19 protein-coding genes and 1 riboswitch are annotated in these 22,862 nt (G+C 38.2%); of the genes, 5 read left to right on the forward strand and 14 right to left on the reverse strand.

All coding sequences use genetic code 11. The features are described 5' to 3' along the window. Nucleotides 1-10 precede the first annotated feature (10 nt). Complete coding sequence (locus AC27IF_RS17225; RefSeq protein WP_487055581.1) at nucleotides 11-1,870, forward strand: CRTAC1 family protein; 1,860 nt, start codon at nucleotides 11-13, stop codon at nucleotides 1,868-1,870. On the opposite strand, the gene AC27IF_RS17230 is transcribed toward AC27IF_RS17225, so the two are convergent. Further along, on the reverse strand, nucleotides 1,857-2,762 hold the full coding sequence (locus tag AC27IF_RS17230; protein ID WP_487055582.1) for a hypothetical protein: 906 nt from the start codon (nucleotides 2,760-2,762) through the stop codon (nucleotides 1,857-1,859). The two genes, AC27IF_RS17225 and AC27IF_RS17230, sit on opposite strands and share 14 nt — an antisense overlap. Nucleotides 2,763-2,915: 153 nt before the next feature. Then, a complete protein-coding gene (locus AC27IF_RS17235; RefSeq protein WP_487055583.1) occupies nucleotides 2,916-3,953 on the reverse strand; it encodes a LacI family DNA-binding transcriptional regulator in 1,038 nt (345 codons plus the stop codon). 119 nt (nucleotides 3,954-4,072) lie between these two features. On the opposite strand from AC27IF_RS17235, the gene AC27IF_RS17240 reads away from it, so the two are divergent. The 4 genes from AC27IF_RS17240 to AC27IF_RS17255 are packed head-to-tail and all read left to right on the forward strand — an operon-like array spanning nucleotide 4,073 to nucleotide 8,301. After that, entirely contained in the window at nucleotides 4,073-5,119 is a 1,047-nt protein-coding gene (locus tag AC27IF_RS17240; protein WP_487055584.1) for a UDP-glucose--hexose-1-phosphate uridylyltransferase, read from the forward strand. A gap of 9 nt (nucleotides 5,120-5,128) precedes the next feature. After that, on the forward strand, nucleotides 5,129-6,277 hold the full coding sequence (galK, locus tag AC27IF_RS17245; RefSeq protein ID WP_487055585.1) for a galactokinase: 1,149 nt from the start codon (nucleotides 5,129-5,131) through the stop codon (nucleotides 6,275-6,277). A gap of 16 nt (nucleotides 6,278-6,293) precedes the next feature. Continuing rightward, nucleotides 6,294-7,313 carry a UDP-glucose 4-epimerase GalE gene (gene galE / locus AC27IF_RS17250; RefSeq protein ID WP_487055586.1) on the forward strand — a complete coding sequence of 340 codons (1,020 nt, stop codon included), beginning with the start codon at nucleotides 6,294-6,296 and terminating at the stop codon, nucleotides 7,311-7,313. Nucleotides 7,314-7,326: 13 nt separating this feature from the next. Further along, nucleotides 7,327-8,301 carry an aldose epimerase family protein gene (locus AC27IF_RS17255; RefSeq protein ID WP_487055587.1) on the forward strand — a complete coding sequence of 325 codons (975 nt, stop codon included), beginning with the start codon at nucleotides 7,327-7,329 and terminating at the stop codon, nucleotides 8,299-8,301. 133 nt (nucleotides 8,302-8,434) lie between these two features. On the opposite strand, the gene AC27IF_RS17260 is transcribed toward AC27IF_RS17255, so the two are convergent. From AC27IF_RS17260 to cobA, 12 genes are all read right to left on the reverse strand, one after another. Then, complete coding sequence (locus AC27IF_RS17260; protein ID WP_487055588.1) at nucleotides 8,435-10,060, reverse strand: methyl-accepting chemotaxis protein; 1,626 nt, start codon at nucleotides 10,058-10,060, stop codon at nucleotides 8,435-8,437. A gap of 477 nt (nucleotides 10,061-10,537) precedes the next feature. Continuing rightward, nucleotides 10,538-10,897 carry a DUF3718 domain-containing protein gene (locus AC27IF_RS17265; RefSeq protein ID WP_487055589.1) on the reverse strand — a complete coding sequence of 120 codons (360 nt, stop codon included), beginning with the start codon at nucleotides 10,895-10,897 and terminating at the stop codon, nucleotides 10,538-10,540. A 61-nt stretch (nucleotides 10,898-10,958) separates the two neighbouring features. Continuing rightward, nucleotides 10,959-11,056: riboswitch (cyclic di-GMP riboswitch) on the reverse strand. A gap of 96 nt (nucleotides 11,057-11,152) precedes the next feature. Continuing rightward, nucleotides 11,153-11,809: a 3-oxoacid CoA-transferase subunit B gene (locus AC27IF_RS17270; RefSeq protein WP_487055590.1), complete on the reverse strand. Its 657-nt coding sequence runs from the start codon at nucleotides 11,807-11,809 to the stop codon at nucleotides 11,153-11,155. 3 nt (nucleotides 11,810-11,812) lie between these two features. Then, on the reverse strand, nucleotides 11,813-12,526 hold the full coding sequence (locus AC27IF_RS17275; protein WP_487055591.1) for a CoA transferase subunit A: 714 nt from the start codon (nucleotides 12,524-12,526) through the stop codon (nucleotides 11,813-11,815). Nucleotides 12,527-12,564: 38 nt separating this feature from the next. Continuing rightward, complete coding sequence (locus tag AC27IF_RS17280) at nucleotides 12,565-13,491, reverse strand: hydroxymethylglutaryl-CoA lyase (protein WP_487055592.1); 927 nt, start codon at nucleotides 13,489-13,491, stop codon at nucleotides 12,565-12,567. Between the two features lie 4 nt (nucleotides 13,492-13,495). Further along, the gene (locus tag AC27IF_RS17285) at nucleotides 13,496-15,511 is read right to left on the reverse strand and encodes an acetyl/propionyl/methylcrotonyl-CoA carboxylase subunit alpha (protein WP_487055593.1); all 2,016 of its coding nucleotides are present in this window, start codon (nucleotides 15,509-15,511) and stop codon (nucleotides 13,496-13,498) included. 33 nt (nucleotides 15,512-15,544) lie between these two features. After that, entirely contained in the window at nucleotides 15,545-16,339 is a 795-nt protein-coding gene (locus AC27IF_RS17290) for an enoyl-CoA hydratase/isomerase family protein (protein WP_487055594.1), read from the reverse strand. Between the two features lie 25 nt (nucleotides 16,340-16,364). Further along, a complete protein-coding gene (locus tag AC27IF_RS17295; protein WP_487055595.1) occupies nucleotides 16,365-17,972 on the reverse strand; it encodes a carboxyl transferase domain-containing protein in 1,608 nt (535 codons plus the stop codon). A gap of 150 nt (nucleotides 17,973-18,122) precedes the next feature. Then, nucleotides 18,123-19,292, reverse strand: coding sequence for an isovaleryl-CoA dehydrogenase (locus tag AC27IF_RS17300; protein WP_487055596.1), 1,170 nt, complete (start codon nucleotides 19,290-19,292; stop codon nucleotides 18,123-18,125). 40 nt (nucleotides 19,293-19,332) lie between these two features. Continuing rightward, complete coding sequence (locus tag AC27IF_RS17305; protein ID WP_487055597.1) at nucleotides 19,333-19,728, reverse strand: MerR family transcriptional regulator; 396 nt, start codon at nucleotides 19,726-19,728, stop codon at nucleotides 19,333-19,335. Between the two features lie 623 nt (nucleotides 19,729-20,351). Further along, on the reverse strand, nucleotides 20,352-21,956 hold the full coding sequence (locus AC27IF_RS17310) for a cytochrome D1 domain-containing protein (protein WP_487055598.1): 1,605 nt from the start codon (nucleotides 21,954-21,956) through the stop codon (nucleotides 20,352-20,354). A gap of 16 nt (nucleotides 21,957-21,972) precedes the next feature. Further along, on the reverse strand, nucleotides 21,973-22,848 hold the full coding sequence (gene cobA, locus AC27IF_RS17315; RefSeq protein ID WP_487055599.1) for a uroporphyrinogen-III C-methyltransferase: 876 nt from the start codon (nucleotides 22,846-22,848) through the stop codon (nucleotides 21,973-21,975). Between the last annotated feature and the right edge of the window lie 14 nt (nucleotides 22,849-22,862).

The following is a 22,862-nucleotide window of genomic DNA, read 5'->3' on the forward strand; positions in this document are numbered from 1 at the left end:
AATAATACTTATGAAATTTTTTATATTTTCACTTTTCAATTTGGCTATATATCTGCTGCAAGCTAACACTGTTTATGCCAAAGAATACGATACTTCAGCTCTGGTCGAGTTTACACAAGCAAGGGAGCACTTTAATCGAGAAGAAAAAAATAGACGGAAATGGGATGCACCCGTGATAGCTGATCTTGATCAAGATGGTTTTCCTGACATGATCATTAATGAACATGGCTACGGTATTCGCGTGATGTGGAATAACCAAGGACGATATGCCAAACCCTATGATCTGATTATGGGAGATATTCATGGCGTAGCTGTCGGTGATATTAATTATGATGGCAAGCTTGAAGTTATTGTATCTCGTGGTGGTGGATCAGGTAGTAATGCTCGTAATGCTAAAATTTTTCGAGCAGAAAAAGATCGAAGTTTCTCTGCTATACCAGAGTTTCAACCACCTTTAGCGCTAATGCGTGGTCGCACTTTAAAGCTTGTGGATTTAGATAATGACGGCGATTTAGATTTACTCAACTTTGCTTATCCAAGTAAAGAGAGGCATGGTGCTAGTGAGAACTATATATACGAGAATAATGGTAAAGGTGCTTTAACTATTGCCAGTATGTTGCCAGCAATTAAAAGTGATGGTCAAAAAACATTATTGACAGATTTTGATCAAGATGGGTTTGTTGATTTATGTATTTATGGTCATGGAGCACTGTCAATATTTCAAGGCAAAGGGGATTTAAGTTTCAAAGAAGTGACTACAAAAATTTTGCCCAGTAACATCAAAAACATTACCGGTATGGTTGAGCTAGATTATGACAATGATGGTGATTTTGATTTATTCATAACTCGAGGTAAGGACTTTATTGCAGGGGAGACATTTTATAATAGTGACACTAAAAACTGGGCCTTTTTTAATACTCGTGGAAAATTCGATTTCACCCTTAATACCGGCGAAATTTTAGCGGTTGATAATTTACAAACTCAATGGCCACATCGAACCTTTTCAGTGGGTGAGTCTACATACGAATATACTTTCCCTGGTGAAACACACTCCGGTAGACAAGTGACGTTAGCTAGCAGTGAAGCATTAGGTTTTCCCGATAAATTAACAAGTAAAGGGTTGTATATTGGTTATATCGGCAATGATAAGTGGCGTATTGCGGGTGATATATTCTCGCAAGCGACAGCTGTTGTATCTGGTGTTACAAGTTACCCTGAATATAAACACGAAAATGGGTTAATGAACACCTTGCTAGAAAATCAAAAAGGTAAATTTGTTGACGTTTCAAAGACTGTTGGATTGAAGCAAACAAATCACAGTAATGCTGTGACAACAGCAGATATAGATAATGATGGTTTTAACGACATCATTATCTCTGAGCGTGGTAAAATGGTTTTTGAGAATCATGCTACTGTCTTGCTTAATCGTCAGGGCTTAAATGGACAAAGAACTTTTGAAAAAGTGCTCAGTCATGGCGTAGTTTCGACAGATCTTGGTGCATTTGGTTTAGCGATTAATTCACTCGATTATGATCTTGATGGTGATATAGATATTGTTATTGGTAATGAGCGAGGAAAGTGGCATTTATTTGAAAATAATAGCAAAAATGAAAATAATTATATAAATATTAATTTAATCAGTAATAAACCTAACTCCTTAGGGGCCTTAGTTACAGTTAAGTCTTGTGATAATAGCCAGCAGCAACGCGTAGGCGCTACAGGTGCCGCCTACTCATCAAGTTATAATCGTATCCTTCATTTTGGCTTGGGCGTATGTGATGAACTAGCCATGATAAATGTAGTGTGGAGTGATGGCGTTAAGCGGGTAGTAACAAGTGAGTCGATTAATAAGACTATTATTCTTCGTTAGTCATAGGTAATAGGTTTTTCCACTGGTTTACTAAGCTCTTATTTTCTTCAAAAGGAAAAAGAGCTTTGTCTAGCTCTTTAGAGCTTGCCATTTTTTTTAAACCAATTTGTAAGGCGTTAAATATAACTTCACTGTTTGGATAAGCTTTAGCGAGTACAAAGTGTCTTGATTCTTTAAAGGCTATCTTAATACCATGAATAGGTACTAAAAGAGTGCCATTACAGTTTAATGAAAGCTCTTTATTTCCACGCATAACCAACTCGCCTAAATAGATGTCAGCACGTTGATATTTCATCATGGAACACATATGTTCAGCTTTAGCTGTGCTAATGGTTGGCAGCTGTAATACTTGTAAGGCTTGCCAGTCTATTTCCCATAGTTTAGAAGAAACCACTTTGTATTTTTGTAATATCTTAATGGCGTTTTGCATGTTTCCTTTAAGGGCGCTTTCTATTTCACTTTTTAGGTGAGGTAAAACATAAAAACCTTTTTCAAAAGTATAGTTATCAAAGATAGGGATTGATTGATAACTTTCCTTGCTATCTATGTGAGTTACCCAGACTGTATCGGAAGCGAAGGTGATATTACCTTTTTGTGCTTCACGCAAACTCCTAGAATAATTTGGTAGGTATTTATAACTAATTTCGGTTTCTATTCCCCCATAATATAGCGCTTTACACAATATTAAGTTCTCAATGGTGGCTCGGTTTGCTAATGGATGTTGATAGTTGGTTATTTCAGAGCAAGGCCTATTATTAAGCCAAAGATTATAATCATCAATATCATAACTTGCGGCACTGATGACGATTTTATAAATGGTGTTATTGCCTGAGGCAGTTGCGGTAAAGAAGAGTAATGCTAAGGTAAATAGGTGACTTTTAAAACTATACATTTAACGTCCCATTATTGGTTAACAATTATTATCGCTTATCCCTAATTTCACTATCCGTTAAATAGCACAAATTGAACCTTCCTACCTTTTAAAATAGACTTATACTAAGCATTTTTCAAAAACCTAAGGTAGAAAAAGAAGTTTTAACTCATATTAAGCTTCAATACTCGACTCTCTTCGAATTAACCTAGGCAAAAATTTATTATCATTATCGACAGATGTCTCATCAGTTAATAGCTGTAATGAAAGCATAGCAGCATCTTCGGCCATTTGTATTATCGGGTAAGACAGAGTCGTTAGCTTCGGGCGAGAGTATTGTGATAACAGTACATCATCAAAGCCGATAATGGACACATCTCTTGGAACCCGAAAGCCATTATCTTCTAACGTTGATATAGCGCCAATAGCCATTGCATCGTTATAGGCAAAAATAGCGGTAAAACGTTTACCTGATGAAATTAATTTTTGTGCTGCTTCCTCACCTCCCGCTTGGTTTGGCTCACAATACACGAGAAGTTCGTTTTCAATCGCTAATTGCTGAGCGGTTAATTCATCGACAAAGCCTTTTAAACGAAGCATAGGATCTTCAATTTCATATCGGCTGCTAATACAAGCGATATCTTTATGGTGTAATGACATAAGGTGGCGAGCAGCAATTTTTCCCCCTTCTTCATTATCCAACCAAATACAACGGTGGTCATAGCCATTAAGGTGACGGTTAATTAAAATCAAACCAGGGATTTCTTCACATAAAGCTTTTAATTCATCATCTGGAATTTTTTTACTGTGGATAATAATAGAGCGGCATTGCCTTTCTTTTAATAGTTGTATCGCTTGCTTTTCAGATTCAGCACCAATGTCACTGGTACTGATTAGTAACTGCATATTCTTTAGCTTAGCAATATTATTTACGCCATGGGCGAGGGCAGCAAAGAAGGGATCTGAAACATCAGGAATGATAACACCAATAGTTGTACTAGTATTAGTCACTAAGGCTCGAGCATTTTCATTAGGGGTATAGCCTAATTCATTCATAATAGACTGAACCCTTTGGCGAGTTTTTATGCCAACTTTTGGTCCATTGTTCATTACTCGGGATACGGTTGCCACAGAAACATTAGCAACCCTGGCGATGTCCTTAATTGTAGTCATAGGTAAACGTTTAGCTTTTATTGATTGCTGATTGTGCATTATAAACCTTAGTGTAATCAAGCTTTATATTTGTAATAAAAATTAACTTGCAATAAAAAGGGTAAACGTTTACCCTTTTGTTATGTCTTTCTCATTAACTTAAAGTGAGCTGAAGTGCCATGATTGATTTTGATCCAACTGAACATCCACACCGTCGTTATAACCCATTGACCCAAGAATGGGTTTTAGTTTCTCCTCACCGCGCTAAAAGACCTTGGCAAGGGCAGGAAGAAGCCGCAGATATAAGTGAAAAGCCAGATTACGATGAAAGCTGTTTTTTATGTAAAGGTAACACTCGTATCAATGGCGAAGTGAATCCTGACTATACAGGCACTTTCGTTTTTACAAATGATTTTGCTGCACTTAATGAGCAAACACCAGATTTTGAACAAAATGATCCGCTATTTAAATTAAAAGCAGAGCAGGGCGAAAGTCGTGTTATTTGCTTTTCACCTGATCATGGTCGCTCAATTCCTGAGTTGTCATTAGATGAAGTGTCTGGGGTTGTAGATACTTGGCAGCAGCAAAGTATTGAACTTGGCGAGAAATATAACTGGGTGCAAGTGTTCGAAAATAAAGGCTCCGTAATGGGGTGCTCTAATCCACACCCTCATGGTCAAATTTGGGCTCAAAATCAACTGCCAACCTTGGTTGAAAAGAAGCAAGTTAGTTTTAGCGAATACCAAAAAGAGCATAACTCAAACTTGTTACTCGATTATGTTAAACGAGAAGAGAAAGAGCAAACTCGCGTTGTTGTAGAAAATGAAGACTGGTTAGTGTGTGTGCCTTTTTGGGCAGCATGGCCGTTTGAAACTCTTTTATTACCTAAGTTTTCAGTCGCGCGCATGAGTGAGCTAGATAGTAAACAAAAAAAGTCTTTAGCTGACATTTTGAGAAAAATAACGGCCAAGTATGACAACCTATTTCAGTGTTCATTCCCGTATTCTATGGGCTGGCATGGTGCTCCGTATGATGGAGAAGAGCATGGTGAATGGCAATTACATGCACATTTCTTCCCGCCATTATTAAGATCTGCCACCGTGAAAAAGTTCATGGTAGGTTATGAAATGATGGCGGAAGCACAACGTGATTTAACCGCTGAACAAGCTGCAGAAAGGCTTGCGGCTTTATCTAACGTGCATTACTCAAAGCAATCAAAGAAGTAAGGTTAAATTATGGATTTAGTTAAAAAAGTAAATGACGGCTTTGAACAAGCCTTTTCTCAAACACCAAACTTTGTAGTGAAAGCGCCTGGGCGAGTCAATTTAATTGGTGAACATACTGATTATAATGATGGCTTTGTACTACCTTGTGCCATTGATTACGCCACCTTAATAGCGGTATCGCCAAGGGAAGACGACATTGTTAACGTAATTGCTTTGGATTATAGCGATGAAATGGACCAGTTCTCGTTAAATGAGCCTCTTGAGTTTGTAGAAAATAAAATGTGGGCTAACTATGTGCGTGGTGTTGTATCAGAGTTACAAAAGCGAAACCACACTTTGAAAGGCTGCAATCTTGCCATTACGGGTAATGTGCCTCAAGGTGCAGGTTTAAGCTCTTCTGCTGCATTAGAAGTGGGGGTTGCCTATGCCTTTGATCAATTATGCTCATTAAATATTGCTAAACAAGATATCGCCCTAATTAGCCAAGCTGCTGAGAATAACTTTGTCGGTTGTGCATGCGGCATTATGGATCAATTAATCTCTGCTTGTGGTAAAGAGCAAATGGCATTAGGTATCGATTGTCGAAGCCTTTCTTTAACTGATGTTTCTATTCCTGATGGCATGACGATATTAATGTTTAACTCAAACGTTAAACGAGGCTTAGTTGACAGTGAATATAATGTTCGTCGTCAGCAATGTGAAGCTGCTGCAGAGTTTTTTGGCGTAAGCCATTTACGTGATGTCTCAATTGAACAGTTTGAAAGTAAAAAGCAACAATTAGACGAAGTCGTAGCAAAACGTGCCGAGCATATTATTTATGAAAACCAACGTACTTTAGATGCTATGGCAGCATTCAATAATAGCGATATTGCTGCTATTAGTCGTTTAATGGCAGGCAGCCATGAGTCGATGAAGTCGCTATTTGAAATTACCACAGCAAAAATTGACTTTCTTGTTGAAATCATTGCCGATGTGTTGGCTGATAAGGGCGGTGTGCGTATGACTGGTGGTGGTTTTGGTGGCTGTGTCGTTTCCTTAGTACCTGATAATTTAGTGAATGATGTGATAACTACTGTTGAGCGTAAATATGAAGCTAACACAGGATTAAAAGAATCTGTTTATATTAGCCAACCGGTAAAAGGCGTGTCGCTTTTATAAAACGAGGAGAGTTAAAATGAGTAAAATTTTAGTAACTGGTGGCGCAGGGTATATTGGCAGTCATACTGTCTTAGCTTTGTTAGAAAATAACTACGAAGTTGTGGTGGTTGATAACTTAATCAACTCATCACAAGAGTCTTTAAATCGTGTAGAGAAACTGGCTGGAAAGTCAGTGACTTTTGTTGAAGCGGACATTCGAGATAAAGATGCCCTTAGCGATATTTTTAGCCAAGAAAGCATTAGTGCGGTAATACATTTCGCCGGATTAAAAGCAGTAGGTGAGTCAGTTCAAAAACCACTAGCTTATTATCAAAATAATGTTGAAGGCACATTAACATTAGTCGAAGTGATGAAAGCTTTTAATACGGATAAGTTAGTATTTAGCTCATCAGCAACAGTTTATGGCGAAACAAATGAACCGCCTTATATTGAAACACAACCCTTGGGCAATCCAACTAGTCCTTATGGCAAAACAAAAGCCATGGTTGAGCAGATTTTAATGGATTTATCTGTAAGCGATAGTTTGATAAAAATTGCGAACCTTAGGTATTTTAACCCTATTGGCGCCGATATTAGCGGACACATTGGTGAAGATCCAAATGGCATTCCAAATAATTTAATGCCGTTCGTAGCACAAGTTGCGGTAGGTAAGCGTGATAAACTATCTATTTTTGGCAATGATTATCCAACTAAGGATGGTACCTGCTTACGAGATTATATTCATGTTACCGATTTGGCTGTAGGTCATCTTGATGCATTGAACTGGTTGTTTAAACAAGAAGAAGGTTGTTGCGAAGCCTTCAATTTAGGAACTGGTGAGCCATTATCAGTACTTGACATTGTTAAGGGCTTTGAGCAATATTCTGGGCAAAAAATTGCTTTTGAAATAGCACCTAGACGAAATGGCGATTTGCCAGCGTTTTGGGCGAACAGTGATAAAGCACGCAGTGAACTTAAATGGACTCCAACCAAAAACCTTAAAGACATGATGGTTGATACATGGCGTTGGCAATCAGAAAATCCAAATGGCTATTAAGAGAAAGGTATAAATGAATAAATTAGCATCTGTTACGTTAACAAACAAAAATGGTATGTCTGTCGAAATTTTAAATTTTGGCGCTCGTATTAAATCGGTTCTATTTCCTGTAAAAGGGGAGTTGACTGAGATGCTTGTAGGTTATAAAAGTGCAGCAGAGTATTTAACAGATGCTTTTTATTTAGGAGCTACCTGCGGTCGAGTATGTAATCGTATTGAAAACTCTGCCTTTGAAATAGAAGGGAAGAGATATTCAATTACGCCAAATGAAGGTGAAAATTGCTTGCATGGCGGCGTCGATAACTTCTCGTTTCGTTATTGGCAGGTTAAAGAGGCCACGGCATCAAGCGTCACGTTAGCATTATCTTCTAAACATTTAGATCAAGGCTTTCCCGGGAATCTTGAGGTTGTAGTTCAATACCAGTTAACAAATGACAATCAAATCGTTATTAACTATCAAGCAACGACAGATGAAGCCACGCCGATTAATTTAACCAACCATGCTTACTTTACCCTAGGTGAGAAGAGCGGTGAGTTATTAGATGTACAAATAAATGCTTCAAAGATACTCGAGCGTAAATCAAATGCGCTACCAAGTGGGGAGTTACTCCCTGTTGCTGATACCGATTTTGATTTTAAAAAAATGGCTAATATAGGTCATAAACAGAAAAACATTACTGATGCAGCGCTTAAAGCGATGAATGGTTTCGATCATTGTTATGCCCTTGATAATGTTGATTTAGGTGAGCCAAGTGCGATATTAACGTCTAAAAATAATGAAGTTAAAATGACCTTGTTTACCAATCAAGAGTCGGTGCAATTCTATACCGGTTATTATTTATCTGATGAATTTACGCCTTATCAAGGAATATGCTTAGAAGCACAAAACTATACCAATGCAGTCAATATTAAGCATTTTCCCGAGAGTGTATTGCAGGTAAATGATAATTATGCCAAAACTGTTATTTATCAATTTGAGGTTTGTTAGTTTTATAGGTTTTCATTACTTAAATAACTTCCCCTGTTGTTTTGGTAAATTGTTGTATTAATCATTAATGCTGTTGCATGGTCATTTGAGCAATAGCTTACTGATAGAAAATAAGCTATTGCAAAAATGGAGTTTAAATAACTTTAAATCGGCCAACTCCCTCATTGATACTGTTAGCTAAGTCTTTTACTTGAGAGGATGCTTCATTAGTATCAGCAGCAATCTCGGTGGTGGTAATTATTTGTTCATTTAAATGATGTAAATTTCGGTTAATGTCATCAGTTACTGCGGTTTGTTGCTCTGTAGCAGTTGCCGTTTGTATTGACATATCACTTACCGTTGTGACGCTAGTTAAGATTTGAGTTAGTGAGTTTTCTGTTTCTTTTGATAGAGATACAGTATTAGTTACTTTTTTAAAACCATCACCTATTTGGTCAACTACTTCTTGAACTCCTGTTTGTAATGATTCAATCATTTTTTGGATACTATCCGTTGATTCTTGAGTTTTCTGAGCTAGATTTCTTACTTCATCTGCAACGACAGCAAAGCCTCTACCTTGTTCTCCAGCTCGAGCAGCCTCAATTGCAGCATTAAGGGCGAGAAGATTCGTTTGTTCTGCTATACCTCTTATAACATCAAGTACACTTGAGATATTAGTAGAATCTTCAGATAGTCTATTGGTACCGGCAGAAGCTCCTTCAATCGTAGAATATAGTTGTTCAATTTGAACAACAGATTCTCCAATTTTTTCTACGCCTTCTTGAGATTTTTCCATTGCACCTTTGGTTTCATCCGCTGTTTTTAAAGCAATATTGGCTAACTCCTTTGTCGACATACTCATTTCATGAACAGCGCTCACAATCATTTCTGACGCAGTATTTTGTTTTTCTGCAACAGCGTGACCTTTCTCAGCAGATTGAATTAAATGGACACTACTTGAATCGAGTAATACCACATCATTTCTTACCGTAATAATTAGTTCTTTTAAGTTATCTACAAAAGAGTTAAATGCAATAGCGAGATCACTAATTTCATCTTTATGATTAATAACTATTTTGTTAGTTAAATCTCCTCCTCCAGAGGTTATATCCTCAATGCCAGTTTTAATTTCAGCTAATCTAGTTAACAGCATCTTTTGGCTATAATAAGCAACAACCACAGTAAATATAGTAATGGCAATTGTGACTAGTAAGGTTACCCATTTAGCACTGTCATTGGTGCTCTCAATATCATTTTGTAGTTTTTTTGCCTTTTCAAAAGCACTTTCACCGGCTAGGTTATAGAGTTTTCTTAAAGAGGAAAAAGATCGCGCTGAGTTTTCATTCATCAATAAAGTAGCGTTTTGAATATCACCTTTTTTACGAGTAGAAATGACTAGCAAAACATTGTTTGACCAATCTTCATATAGTTTGTCGAACTCATTTAATTGACTGAGTACATCGGGGTGATGTTGCATTAACTTTCTGTATTGATTAAAGCGATCTTTTGCTTGTTTCGCATTTTCAGTAAAATCATCTAAATTTGATTGGTTGATTGTAGGATTATTTACGAATTCAATCTCTGCTACACGTGCTTGGTATAAGTCTCGGTCAGCATTAAGTACTTCACTAATTGCAGGCATAAAAAGATTGGGAAATACACTTGCGTTTTGTTCTAGAGTATTTGTTAGTAACCTATTTGCTACCATGGTAAATAGCAGAGCCATTAGTGCAATAAATAATGGGATTGAATACTTTATTTTAATACTAAGATTAGACATTTATTCTCACTGTCGTTTGAAGTTCTATAAAGGCGCGCATTATGATTTATTAACAGTTGTTAATAAATAGTTACAGTAATAAATAACATGATTATTTATCTTTAACTTTAGTCGTTAAAGATAATTAATCAATTTTATTGGTTTTACATAGTAAATACGGTGATGCTTTAACGATAAAGAGACGAATAGGAAGTGGGGAATTAATAATCAATAGGTATTAATGCAAAGTGTCAGTAGCCGTATATTATTAATTCTATATTTTCTTGAAATGAAGCCGTAGCTTAGATATATAGTGAATCATTGAGTAATAAAGTAGGAGCATGAGAATAACTGTCATTTTTAAATAAAAAAAAGCCAACTATAAAAGTTGGCTTTTTAAAATGACATAGAATTATTAACAATTAACTTTCTACTTTTCACTGTTCTTACCTAAAAGGTAGGAATGATGTTAAGCGTATGCCTATTGAAAATAATTTATTAGCTGCTAACGCGAGCGTTTGCAGCATCAATCAATGGTTGCGATCCAGTTTGCAACGCAGCTAAATTAGCAGAAACAACTTTCTTTGGTAATTTTGAAATCATCAAAGAACCTGTAGCTACTGAGCCGCTTGTTGATGCAAACTCTAATAAGTTTTTACCATTACACTGAATACCGTCGAAGATACGACGAATTTTTAATTTATTCGTCTTTAAAAATGAACGCATGCGTTTCTTGTCATCGGCAGCCACATACTCACATATGCTTTGAGCAATGTTCGCAGCTTGTGCCTGAGGCGTCGATACAACAGACGTTAATGTTAAAACAGTGATGGTAGAAGCTATTAATAATTTTTTCATTTTAGTAACCTTTTATATAAATGGATTATTAAAAGAAAAAACCACGGGATGTACCTATTAACGAGGTGACTCCGCTGCCGTAAATTTTCCAGTATTAGAAAATTCCTTAGGCCGGTGGTTTTGCGTAATACGTTTTCGCGTATTTTGCCTTTTCTTTGTCAAGATTAAGTATCGCTAAAACTGTAACGAATTGCAACTGTATTTATAACTAACTGTTTCTTTTACGATAAATACAGTCGAAATATTACTGGATTATTAGAATTTCATCTCAGGTATATCACCTTTAACAACTAATTCACCTTCAGTTAACTTAATTATATCTTCAACAGAAACACCCGGTGCACGCTCTAATAAATGGAATTTACCCGCTTTAATTTCAATAAAAGCTAAGTCTGTTAATACTCTTTTGATGCAGCCTTTACCGGTAAGTGGTAATGAACAGTTACTTAATAATTTAGATACACCATGTTTTGACGCGTGAGTCATGGTTACAATAATATTATCAGCGCCAGCCACTAAGTCCATTGCACCGCCCATGCCTTTGATTAACTTTCCGGGGATCATATAAGAGGCAATATTACCATTAACATCGACTTCGAATGCGCCTAAAACGGTTAAATCAACATGACCACCACGGATCATGGCAAATGATTCAGCCGAATCGAACACTGATGCGCCAGTGGCCATAGTTACCGTTTGTTTTCCGGCATTGATTAAGTCGGCATCAATTTCTTCTTCAGTGGGGAACTGCCCCATGCCAAGTAAGCCGTTTTCTGATTGAAGCATTACTTCCATATTTTCAGGAACATAATTGGCGACTAAAGTAGGAATACCTATGCCAAGGTTTACATAGAAGCCATCTTGTAGCTCTTGTGCTACTCGCTGAGCGATTTGTTCTCTTGATAAAGCCATGTGTTAATCCTCTTGCTCAGATGAACGAATAGTACGTTGCTCGATACGTTTTTCAAAACTTCCTTGAATTAAACGATTAACGTAAATACCTGGAGTGTGGATTTGATCAGGATCTAATTCGCCAGGTTCAACAATTTCTTCTACTTCAACGACTGTGACTTTTCCTGCGGTTGCCGCCAAAGGATTAAAATTACGCGCTGTTTTTCTAAAAACTAAATTACCGTATCGGTCGGCCTTCCATGCTTTTACGATGGCAAAATCACCGACAATAGATTCTTCAAGAATATAATCACGGCCATTAAATTGTCGCTCTTCTTTACCTTGAGCTACTGGAGTACCAAAGCCAGTGGCAGTGAAAAAAGCAGGAATACCTGCACCACCAGCACGCATTTTTTCAGCTAATGTGCCTTGAGGGGTTAATTCTACTTCAAGTTCATTAGCCATCATTTGACGTTCAAACTCAGCATTTTCTCCAACATAAGAGGCGATAATTTTCTTGATCTGGCGGTCAGGTAATAAAATACCCAATCCAAAGTCATCGACACCGCAATTATTCGACACTAATGTTAAACCTTTAGTACCTTTGCGCTTAATTTCTGCAATTAAGTTTTCAGGAATACCGCATAAGCCAAAACCGCCGGCGATAACTGTCATGCCATCGGTTAATCCAGCCATGGCTTCTTCGTAGCTTGTGACTACTTTGTCAAACCCTGCCATTATCTTCTCCTAAATGAATATTTTATAATCTGTGGTAATTAGTTATTCGAGTTTTTAGCTAAAAAAGCATTTGATACTTTAGAGATAGGAGCTTTGCCTAACTTTTCACTAATGAACCAACCTGCTTGGAGCAGCTTTTCAAAATTTATATCATGTTCAATACCTAAACCATTGAGCATATAAACCACATCTTCAGTAGCGACATTGCCAGATGCACCTTTAGCATAAGGGCAGCCACCTAAGCCAGCAATAGCACTATCGACGACTGTCACACCTAATTGTAATGCGGCATAAATATTGGTTAGCGCTTGCCCGTAGGTATCATGAAAATGTACAGCGAGCTTATCTAGCGGAACATGGTTGTTAACGGCTTGTATCATTTTAATAACATCAGCTGGGGTACCAACACCAATAGTATCGCCCAGTGATATTTCATAGCAGCCCATTTGATAGAGTTTATTAGCAACTTTTGCTACTTGCTCAGGCGCAATGTCACCTTCATAAGGGCAGCCTAATGTACATGAAACGTAACCTCGTACTTTGATATTCGCTTTTTTCGCCGCCGTCATAATAGGCATGAAACGCTCAAGGCTTTCTTCAATAGAGCAGTTGATATTTTTTTGACTAAAACTTTCAGATGCTGCGCCAAAGATGGCGACCTCATCGGCATTTACTGCCATTGCTCCTTCAAACCCTCTCATATTTGGCGTTAAGGCGGCGTAAGTTATTCCTTCAGTGCGATTGAGCTTTTCAAATATCTCAGCAGAAGTAGCCATTTGTGGTACCCATTTGGGGGAGACAAAACTACCACTTTCAATATAGCTAAGGCCAGCATCACTGAGCATCTCAATCAATGTGATTTTATCATTGGCACTAATTGGTGTGGCTTCATTTTGTAGCCCATCTCTGGGACCAACTTCGACTATTTTTACCTTATTTACATGAGAGGTGTTTAAAAACGTCATAGGATTAACCCTTTTCTGATGGCGTAAATGCCAATAAAGCAGAGCCGCCATCTACCATATCACCTGACTGGAAGAATATTTCATCAACACAACCATCGCTAGGTGCTTTAATAGTATGCTCCATCTTCATGGCCTCCATAATGACTAACGCTTGATCTTTCTCTACCTTTGCACCAGCTTTTACTAAAACACTTACCATAGTGCCATTCATAGGTGCTGTTAATCCGCCATGACTTTCATCACCATCTTGTTGACCACAATCTGGCAAAATATGAGTAAAATTGAAAACACCATTACTGCGATATAAACTGATAACATTATCATCTTTACTGATGGTTGCTTGACTTCGGTGACCATTGATATTGATAACCATGGCATCACCATTTAAGCTACCTTGGCAATCAAATTGCTGACCATCAATATTAATTAAGTAAAATGCATCACTACCTTGTCGCTTTTGCTCTACGTTAACTTTATATTCAATGTCGCTATGTGCCAGCACTAGGTTATGAACTTGAGCTTCATTTAATCGCCAAGCACTGGTTTGGTGCCAAGGGGAGTGTGGGTCGTTACTTTGAAGCGCATCTTTTTGTGCTTGCTCTTCATTTGATAAAACAAGAAATATAGCTGCAATAGGTAATTCGCTTATTAGCTCTTGCTTGGTATCATGGAAGATTAAAGTATGATTTTTTTCTATAAAGCCTGTATCTATGTCTTCAGTGATAAAGGGTTTTGAAGTGGCTAAATTGTAGAGAAAATCGATATTGGTAGTGACACCGTTAATACGATATTCGCTCAAGGCTTTACTTAAACGCTTTAACGCTTTATCACGATTTTCATCCCAAACGATGAGTTTAGCAATCATGGGATCGTAAAAAACACTAACTTCATCGCCTTGGCGGACGCCAGTATCAATACGTACGTTATCGCTTTCTACCGGTGTTTTTAATAAACATAGCTTACCTGTTGCAGGTAAAAAGTTATTGTTGGCATCTTCTGCGTAAATGCGTGCTTCAAAAGCATGGCCATTGAGTACTAGTTGCGATTGTGTTTTTGGTAAGATCTCTCCAGCAGCGACTCGTAACTGCCATTCAACTAAATCTTGACCACTGATCATTTCCGTTACAGGGTGTTCTACTTGTAAACGAGTATTCATTTCCATGAAATAGAACGAGCCATCTACATCAAGTAAAAACTCAACTGTGCCAGCTCCTTGGTAACCGATAGCTTGAGCAGATTTTATTGCCGACTTACCCATTTTTTCGCGCAATTCTTCACTCATGCCAAAAGCAGGTGCTTCTTCGATAACTTTTTGATGACGACGTTGTACTGAGCAGTCACGCTCGAATAGATATACTGCGTTTTGATGATTATCACAAAACACTTGAATTTCAACATGACGAGGTTGTGTTAAGTATTTTTCAACCAGCATTGTATCGTCACCAAAAGATGACAGTGCTTCGCGCTTAGCAGCCGCAAAACCTTCTTCAAACTCATCTTCGCTCCATACTTGACGCATTCCTTTACCGCCGCCGCCAGCAGTGGCTTTTAGTAATACAGGGTAACCCATGTCATCGGCTGCTTGTTTAATTACTGCACTTGATTGGTCATCTCCATGGTAGCCAGGAACTAAAGGCACATTGGCTTTTTCCATAATGTTTTTAGCAGCAGATTTAGAGCCCATCGCTTCAATTGCAGCAACTGGCGGACCAATAAAGGTTATATTTTGCTTGGCACACTCACGGCAAAAGTTAGCATTTTCAGATAAAAAACCATAGCCCGGATGTATCGCTTGAGCGCCAGTTTTTATGGCAGCTGCGATAACTTTATCTCCTAGCAGGTAACTTTCTCTTGAAGGGGAAGGGCCGATATATATCGCTTCATCAGCCATATGAACATGCAGAGCATCTTTATCAGCATCTGAATATATGGCAACAGTCAGTACGCCCATTTTTTTAGCTGTTTTTATTATTCGACAGGCAATTTCACCACGATTGGCAATTAAAATTTTATTGAACATATTTGTTTCCTTCAATAAGTACCGTTAATACTTTTATTTTTGCCAGTTTGGCGTGCGCTTCTCAAAAAAGGCGCTTAAACCTTCTTGCCCTTCAACTGAAACCCTAATTGATGCTATACGTTCGCTGGTATCTTTTAGTAAGTTTTCATCAATAGATTGAAAGGCGATGTCTTGGCTAAGCTTTTTAGCTTGTCTTCTTGCTTGGTTACCATTTGCAAGCAGCTTTGTTACCATTAAATTGACTTCATCGGTTAGTTTGTCTGTTTCGCATATTTCATCCACCAAGCCAAGTAATTGAGCCTTGTCAGCAAAAAAACGTTCAGCCGTTTGAAAATACCGACGGCTCGCTTTCAATCCAATAGCATTGATAACGTAAGGACTGATAGTTGCCGGTATTAACCCTAATTTCACTTCACTTAAACAAAAGCTGGCTTTGTTGCTGGCAATAACAATGTCACAACAACTGGCTAAGCCGACAGCACCGCCAAACGCAGCCCCTTGTACCTTGGCAATCGTGGTTTGTGGCATAAAGTTAAGTACTTTTAACATTTGAGCTAACGCATTGGCATCAGTTAAATTATCTTCATAGGAATAACTGGCCATCCGCTTCATCCAGGCTAAGTCAGCACCTGCGCTAAAGTTTTTACCATTGGATGCTAGGATCATAATGCTGATGTCATCGTTATTAGTAATATCGCTAAAGATATTTGTTAACTGATTGATGATATTGTCATCAAAAGCATTATGCTTTTCAGGATTGTTTAAAGTAACCGTTGCAACACCTTGCTCGTTTACCTCAAACAATACTTTTTCATCATTATTGTTCATATTTTACCTATAGTCGCGAAGGTATTTACATTCTAAAAATACCAAACTTGGTGTCTTTAATTTCTTTATTGAGTGATGCTGAAATAGCTAATCCAAGTACTTGCCTTGTGTCTGCAGGATCAATTATACCGTCGTCCCATAAGCGAGCAGAGGCATAATATGGGTGACCCTGATGCTCATAGTTGTCGATGATAGGTTGTTTGAATTCTTGCTCTTCATCTTCACTCCAAGTTTCTCCGAGCTTTTCTTTTTTATCTCGAGTTACTTGTGCCATAACACCTGCTGCTTGTTCGCCACCCATTACAGAGATACGAGCATTTGGCCACATAAATAAGAAGCGTGGGTCGTAAGCTCGACCACACATACCGTAATTACCTGCGCCGAAGCTACCGCCAATTAAAATAGTAAATTTAGGCACTTGAGCGGTGGCAACCGCCGTTACCATTTTAGCGCCATGCTTTGCTATGCCGCCAGATTCATACTGTTTGCCCACCATAAAGCCAGTTATGTTTTGTAAAAAGATCAGAGGAATTTTACGTTGACCGCATAGCTGAATAAAATGAGTTCCTTTTTCAGCAGACTCGCCAAATAGAACACCATTATTTGCAATAATTCCAACTGGATAGCCAAAAATATTGGCGAAGCCACATACCAGGGTATTACCATATAGAGCTTTAAATTCATCAAATTCACTACCATCAACAATACGAGCAATAATTTCTCTAACGTCGAAAGGTTGGCGTGTATCTTTAGGAATGATGCCGTAGATATCGGATATTGAATATTCAGGCTCTTTAACTTGCTGAATATTTATATCGATAGATTTTACTCTATTTAAATTTTTAACTGCCGAGCGGGCGATTTCAAGCGCATGGTTATCATTTTGAGCGTAATGATCTGTAACTCCTGAAGTTCGACAATGCACATCTGCACCACCGAGATCTTCTGCACTGACTATTTCACCTGTAGCTGCCTTCACTAGTGGAGGGCCTGCTAAGAAAATAGTGCCTTGTTCTTTGACAATAATTGATTCATCGGCCATCGCCGGAACGTATGCACCACCAGCTGTACAGGAACCCATCACCACAGCAATTTGTGGAATGTTATTAGCTGACATATTAGCTTGATTAAAGAAGATACGACCAAAATGCTCTTTATCTGGAAAAACATCATCTTGGTTCGGTAAGTTTGCCCCACCAGAATCCACTAAATAGATGCAAGGTAAGTTATTTTCTTGGGCGATAGTTTGTGCTCTAAGGTGTTTTTTAACGGTTAATGGGTAGTAAGTACCACCTTTTACGGTTGCATCATTCGCTACAATCACACATTCTTGCCCTGAAACACGACCAATCCCAGTAATAATTCCGGCACTTGGAACATTATCTTGGTAAACTTTATACGCCGCTAATTGTGAGAACTCCATGAATGCGGAGCCATCATCTAAAAGTGCATTCACTCGATCTCTTGGTAATAATTTACCGCGACTAAGGTGACGCTCTCTAGAACGTTCACCGCCACCGAGTTTAATATCAGCAAGCTTTGTACGTAAGTCATCAACTTGTGTTTTCATGTGTGCCGCATTGTCTAAAAAATCTTGGCTGCGGATGTTTATTTTACTGACTATTTTTGCCACGATAAAAACCTTTTGTTTTCATTAAAATGAAATAAGTAACAGCTTAGGTTGCAGCTAGTTAGTTTTACTACTAGGCAAAAACACGGAGTTGACGTTAGTCATGAGTATTTTTAACGACGTAGTTGGGCTAACTAGCAATAAAATAACTGTTTACTTAGATTCGTTGAACAACTCACGACCTATTAACATTCTTCGAATTTCAGAAGTACCAGCGCCAATTTCATACAATTTAGCATCGCGTAATAAACGCCCAGCTGGGAATTCATTGATATAGCCATTTCCGCCAAGTAACTGTATGGTATCTAAAGCCATTTTAGTTGCTAATTCTGCGGCATATAAAATAACTGCGGCAGAATCTTTACGGGTTGTTTCACCACGATCACAGGCCGCTGCAACCATATAGGCATAGGATTTAGCTGCATTCATTTGGGTATACATATCAGCAACTTTCCCTTGTACAAGTTGGAATTCACCGATAGATTGCCCAAATTGTTTACGGTCATGTACATAAGGCACAACCAAGTCCATACAAGCATCCATAATGCCTAAAGAGCCGCCAGATAGAACCACGCGTTCATAATCTAAACCTGACATTAAAACACGCACACCTTTACCTTCTTGGCCTAAGATATTTTCAGCTGGCACTTCACAGTCTTGGAATACTAGTTCACAAGTGTTTGAGCCACGCATACCTAACTTATCGAGTTTTTGATGTCGAGAGAAACCAGGGTAATCACGTTCAACGATAAAAGCGGTAATACCTTTTGAGCCAGCATTGATATCAGTTTTTGCATAAATGACATAAACATCGGCATCAGGACCATTCGTGATCCACATTTTATTGCCATTAAGAATATATTTATCACCCACTTTTTTAGCTGAAAGTTTCATACTGACAACATCTGAGCCTGCATTAGGCTCACTCATGGCTAATGCACCAACATGTTCACCAGTACATAGTTTAGGTAAGTATTTTAACTTTTGCTCATGAGAGCCATTTTTACGAAGTTGGTTTAAACACAGGTTTGACATGGCGCCGTAACTTAACCCTACAGAAGCAGAAGCTCGACTAATTTCTTGCATCGCAACGATATGCTCAAGGTAACCTAAACCTGAGCCACCGTATTCTTCTTCTACAGTCATACCTAGTAAGCCCATGTCGCCAAATTTACGCCATAAATCATTAGGGAATTCATTATCTATATCAATTTGTTCAGCACGAGGAGCTATTTCATCACGTGAGAAAGCATTAACTTGGGTGCGAATCATGTCAACAGTTTCACCTAGGTTAAAGTTAAGTGAGCTAAATGCAGAAATCATGTTTTTTCCTTACTAAGTATGCAACTAACAGTGCAGTTTGTTATTTGGTTAACGATGTCAAAATACTCTGACAGTTGTCTTCTAATGCGTTGAGCTCAATCAATACCGCATTGATATCATCAAGCTGTTGTTTCAAATCATCTTTTTTAAGAGCAATCAACTCCATCATGCTAGACAATTGTTTAGCACTGGATTTATCTGCATCATAAAGTTCAAATAAACGACCTGTTTCAGCGAGTGAAAACCCTAAGCGTTTACCACGTAAAATTAGTTTTAGCCTAACTTTATCTCGTTGATTGTAAATACGCGTTTGCCCCTTGCGAGTAGGCGCTAACAACCCTTGATCTTCATAAAATCTGATACTGCGAGTTGTAATATCAAACTCTTTTGATAAGTCGCCAATTGAGTAATTTGCTTGATTCACTTTTGTAGACATGAGCTTTTCTTAAATATTAATAATAAAGTAACCTTACAGGAAGTTTACGTAAACGTAAAGTGCGGTATTATTAAATGCTATAATTAATTAGAAGTGTAGTTGAATTACAATAACTGGCTGTTTTTTTTGTTTTCTGCTGTAACTTTTGTTTGAATATGGCTTGCTGTACAACCACTAGATTATACCAATCCACCTAAAGAAGTGGCTACTTAGAACTACATGGGCGATATGAGAACAAATAAAATATGTTTAGATATAGTTATCCTACATCAAACAAATTTTGTGCCTTTATCATGATGCCCATACGTTCCCGAAGGGCGAGTTTTAAAGGCTTATATGCAGCGTTATTGATTTTAACAATAGAATAACTATTATTAAAATCAATGCCTTGCCTCTATACCTTTAAATTCTCGCTAAGCGCTCACTTTCTTAGACGGAATGGTATTACTGTTTAAAATTATTTTTTTCAGTGTCTTTTTAAAAGAAAAGAGCATTGCAAGTTACGTGGTAATGCCGGCTTTTTGTGAATCATTTGGATTTAATGGTTAGGTCACTTTTTACGATTACCATAAGTACTGAATTGTTCGTTGAATACTCATGGTAATTTATTAACAGAGATTTTGTTAGTGGCTGGTACCTCGTTCATAATTTATCTTGTTATAAACATTATATTTTCCAGAAGGTTTGTTCATCGGTAGACGTTTTACTTCTTCTAAAGTATTGGCGTCATAAACAATCACTGCGCCGTCATTATCCCAAACGCTGAGCAATACATACTTACCATCTTTAGTAAACTCAACGTGTGCTGCAGTTTTTCCTGGGGCAGGAGCCAATGTTTTAACAATTTCTAAAGTATCTTTTTTGATGATATGTACTTTTTCTTTATTAGGGCCAAAGAACACATCAGCCCAAGCATATGGAGATTGACTGTGACTTCGCATGAAAAAACCAGGCCCTTCGGTTTTTATTTCCTTGATCACTTGCCAGTTTTCCATTTCGATAACTGTGATCTTTCCTTCTTTAATATTGGGAGAGGCGAATATTTCTTTACCATCGTAATCCCAAGTAATACCTGAGCCTAAATGTGGCATACCCGTAAGCTCAATGGTGGCAACCTTTTTCTTGGTATCAAGGTTTATAACTTGGCCATTATGACTATTACGTGCTGTGCCAATAAGGTTGATATAATCTGGATCGAAAAAGAAGTCATCTAAAAAATCTTCTGTTGCTATTCGGCGTATAGGAAATTTAGCATCGCTTTCCCAATTTTCAATCTTTCCTTCTCCACTATCTTTACGATAATCATGTGCCCAACCTTTATGAACTTTAACACCACCTTTATCACTATAAGGGATCTCCCACGCTTCTTTGGTATCTTTTAGCGCCACGATAAAGCTATGGCGAGGAGGAGCATTATAGACAGCGCTAACTCTAGAGCTAATGCCATCAGCGCCAATGGTGTCAATCATTTGTATTGGCGATAAGTCTTTAGTGTCTAAAATAACAACATTATGAGGTAAATAGTTACCGACGATAGCGTATTTACCGTCACTAGAAACTGCCAAGTTTCGTGTGTTAATACCAGCCCTTACTTCTGAAACCGTCTTCATATTGTAAATGTCATATTTGCTGATCCAACCATCACGAGAAGCAAAATAGACGAATCGGCCATCAGGAGAGTATTTAGGCCCACCATGTAGAGCAAAGCGAGTTTTAAAGCGAGTGATTGGCTCGAAGCTATCGCCATCAAGTAAAGTCGCGCTGTGATCGCCTAGCTCTACTACGATAAATAGATTCATTAAATCGGCAGTAAATTGAGGTTCATTAGGCAGCTTGTTTTGCTCGAAATGTTGAATGTTAGTAGCCTTGATGTCCGCTAACGTCCATTTAGGTAATTCTTTAGCTGGTGTGTAGATATAGTCAATTAAGCTCGAAATTTCTTCCTTGTTTAATACCTTATTAAACGCAGGCATTTGGGTGGCAGGACGACCCTTTGAGATAACCTTTACCGCCTTGTTTTTTCTTAATCGAGATAAATTTTCAGGAAATAATGCTGGCCCCATCGCACCTAAACGGCCAACACCGTGACAGGTTTGACAGTGTATTTGGTAAAGCTCTTCAGCACTAGCATGAGGTGTAGAAGCACTGTTTTCTGTCGCGTTGAGATAAATAGGGCTTAGTGTCAAGCTCAAGTAGAACAAGCGGTTTAATAATGTTTGTATTTTCATAACCTAACCTTAATAGCTATGCTGTTTGTACTAGCTTTTCGTTATCAGCAGATAATTGTTGATGATCATTGGCATCTAAAAAGCCAGGGATATTAAGCTGCTTGCTGGTTAACTGGTTCACTACTTCGCCAATTACAATTAAAGTGGGCGGAGTAATATTATGTTGTACAACTAACGCCGCTAGGCTGCCTAATGTGCCACGATAAGTTTTTTGCTCTGGTTGCGTACCCTTGCGAATCAGTGCGGCAGGGGTATTGGCATCTCTACCATGAGCGATTAGCTCTGTGGTAATTTTTGACAAGGTATTAATACCCATATAAAACACGACGGTTTGAGTGTCGCAGCTAATACTTTGCCATGGTAAATTTAATTCACCATTATTTTGAATGTGACCTGTAATAAAGGTACAGCCTTGAGCGACTCCGCGGTGTGTTAAAGGAATGCCAGCATAAGTGGTGCAGCCTGATGCTGCGGTTATTCCTGGGCAAATATGGCAACTGACACCACGCTCTAACATATATTGAGCTTCTTCACCGCCACGGCCAAAGATAAAAGGATCACCGCCTTTTAAGCGAAGAACTTTTTTTCCTAATTTGGCTTGGTCAACGAGTATTTGGTTAATTTTGTCTTGAGGGACACAATGTTTAGCTTGCTCTTTACCGACATAAAAACGCTCACAGTTTTTGGGGAGCAAAGCTAGGATTTCTTCACTGACGAGACGATCGTAAATCGCGATTTCTGCTTGTTCAATAAAACGTGCCGCTCTAATGGTAAGTAATTCTGCATCACCAGGACCTGAACCAACTAAAGCAACCTCACCACTTGCTAAGTGAGATTTGCCATTAGCTTTCATCGACATTGAGGTATTAACTACTGGGTTGATTGTATTCATCTTGCTGCTCTCTA

The organism is Colwellia sp. KS18-150 (assembly GCF_057551365.1).

What these genes read in the sequence shown, in the direction of transcription:
- AC27IF_RS17225 (WP_487055581.1), top strand. Translation starts at nt 11, where the DNA reads ATGAAATTTTTTATATTTTCACTTTTCAATTTGGCTATATATCTGCTG.
- AC27IF_RS17230 (WP_487055582.1), bottom strand. Translation starts at nt 2,762, where the DNA reads ATGTATAGTTTTAAAAGTCACCTATTTACCTTAGCATTACTCTTCTTT.
- AC27IF_RS17235 (WP_487055583.1), bottom strand. Translation starts at nt 3,953, where the DNA reads ATGCACAATCAGCAATCAATAAAAGCTAAACGTTTACCTATGACTACA.
- AC27IF_RS17240 (WP_487055584.1), top strand. Translation starts at nt 4,073, where the DNA reads ATGATTGATTTTGATCCAACTGAACATCCACACCGTCGTTATAACCCA.
- galK (WP_487055585.1), top strand. Translation starts at nt 5,129, where the DNA reads ATGGATTTAGTTAAAAAAGTAAATGACGGCTTTGAACAAGCCTTTTCT.
- galE (WP_487055586.1), top strand. Translation starts at nt 6,294, where the DNA reads ATGAGTAAAATTTTAGTAACTGGTGGCGCAGGGTATATTGGCAGTCAT.
- AC27IF_RS17255 (WP_487055587.1), top strand. Translation starts at nt 7,327, where the DNA reads ATGAATAAATTAGCATCTGTTACGTTAACAAACAAAAATGGTATGTCT.
- AC27IF_RS17260 (WP_487055588.1), bottom strand. Translation starts at nt 10,060, where the DNA reads ATGTCTAATCTTAGTATTAAAATAAAGTATTCAATCCCATTATTTATT.
- AC27IF_RS17265 (WP_487055589.1), bottom strand. Translation starts at nt 10,897, where the DNA reads ATGAAAAAATTATTAATAGCTTCTACCATCACTGTTTTAACATTAACG.
- AC27IF_RS17270 (WP_487055590.1), bottom strand. Translation starts at nt 11,809, where the DNA reads ATGGCTTTATCAAGAGAACAAATCGCTCAGCGAGTAGCACAAGAGCTA.
- AC27IF_RS17275 (WP_487055591.1), bottom strand. Translation starts at nt 12,526, where the DNA reads ATGGCAGGGTTTGACAAAGTAGTCACAAGCTACGAAGAAGCCATGGCT.
- AC27IF_RS17280 (WP_487055592.1), bottom strand. Translation starts at nt 13,491, where the DNA reads ATGACGTTTTTAAACACCTCTCATGTAAATAAGGTAAAAATAGTCGAA.
- AC27IF_RS17285 (WP_487055593.1), bottom strand. Translation starts at nt 15,511, where the DNA reads ATGTTCAATAAAATTTTAATTGCCAATCGTGGTGAAATTGCCTGTCGA.
- AC27IF_RS17290 (WP_487055594.1), bottom strand. Translation starts at nt 16,339, where the DNA reads ATGAACAATAATGATGAAAAAGTATTGTTTGAGGTAAACGAGCAAGGT.
- AC27IF_RS17300 (WP_487055596.1), bottom strand. Translation starts at nt 19,292, where the DNA reads ATGATTTCTGCATTTAGCTCACTTAACTTTAACCTAGGTGAAACTGTT.
- AC27IF_RS17305 (WP_487055597.1), bottom strand. Translation starts at nt 19,728, where the DNA reads ATGTCTACAAAAGTGAATCAAGCAAATTACTCAATTGGCGACTTATCA.
- AC27IF_RS17310 (WP_487055598.1), bottom strand. Translation starts at nt 21,956, where the DNA reads ATGAAAATACAAACATTATTAAACCGCTTGTTCTACTTGAGCTTGACA.
- cobA (WP_487055599.1), bottom strand. Translation starts at nt 22,848, where the DNA reads ATGAATACAATCAACCCAGTAGTTAATACCTCAATGTCGATGAAAGCT.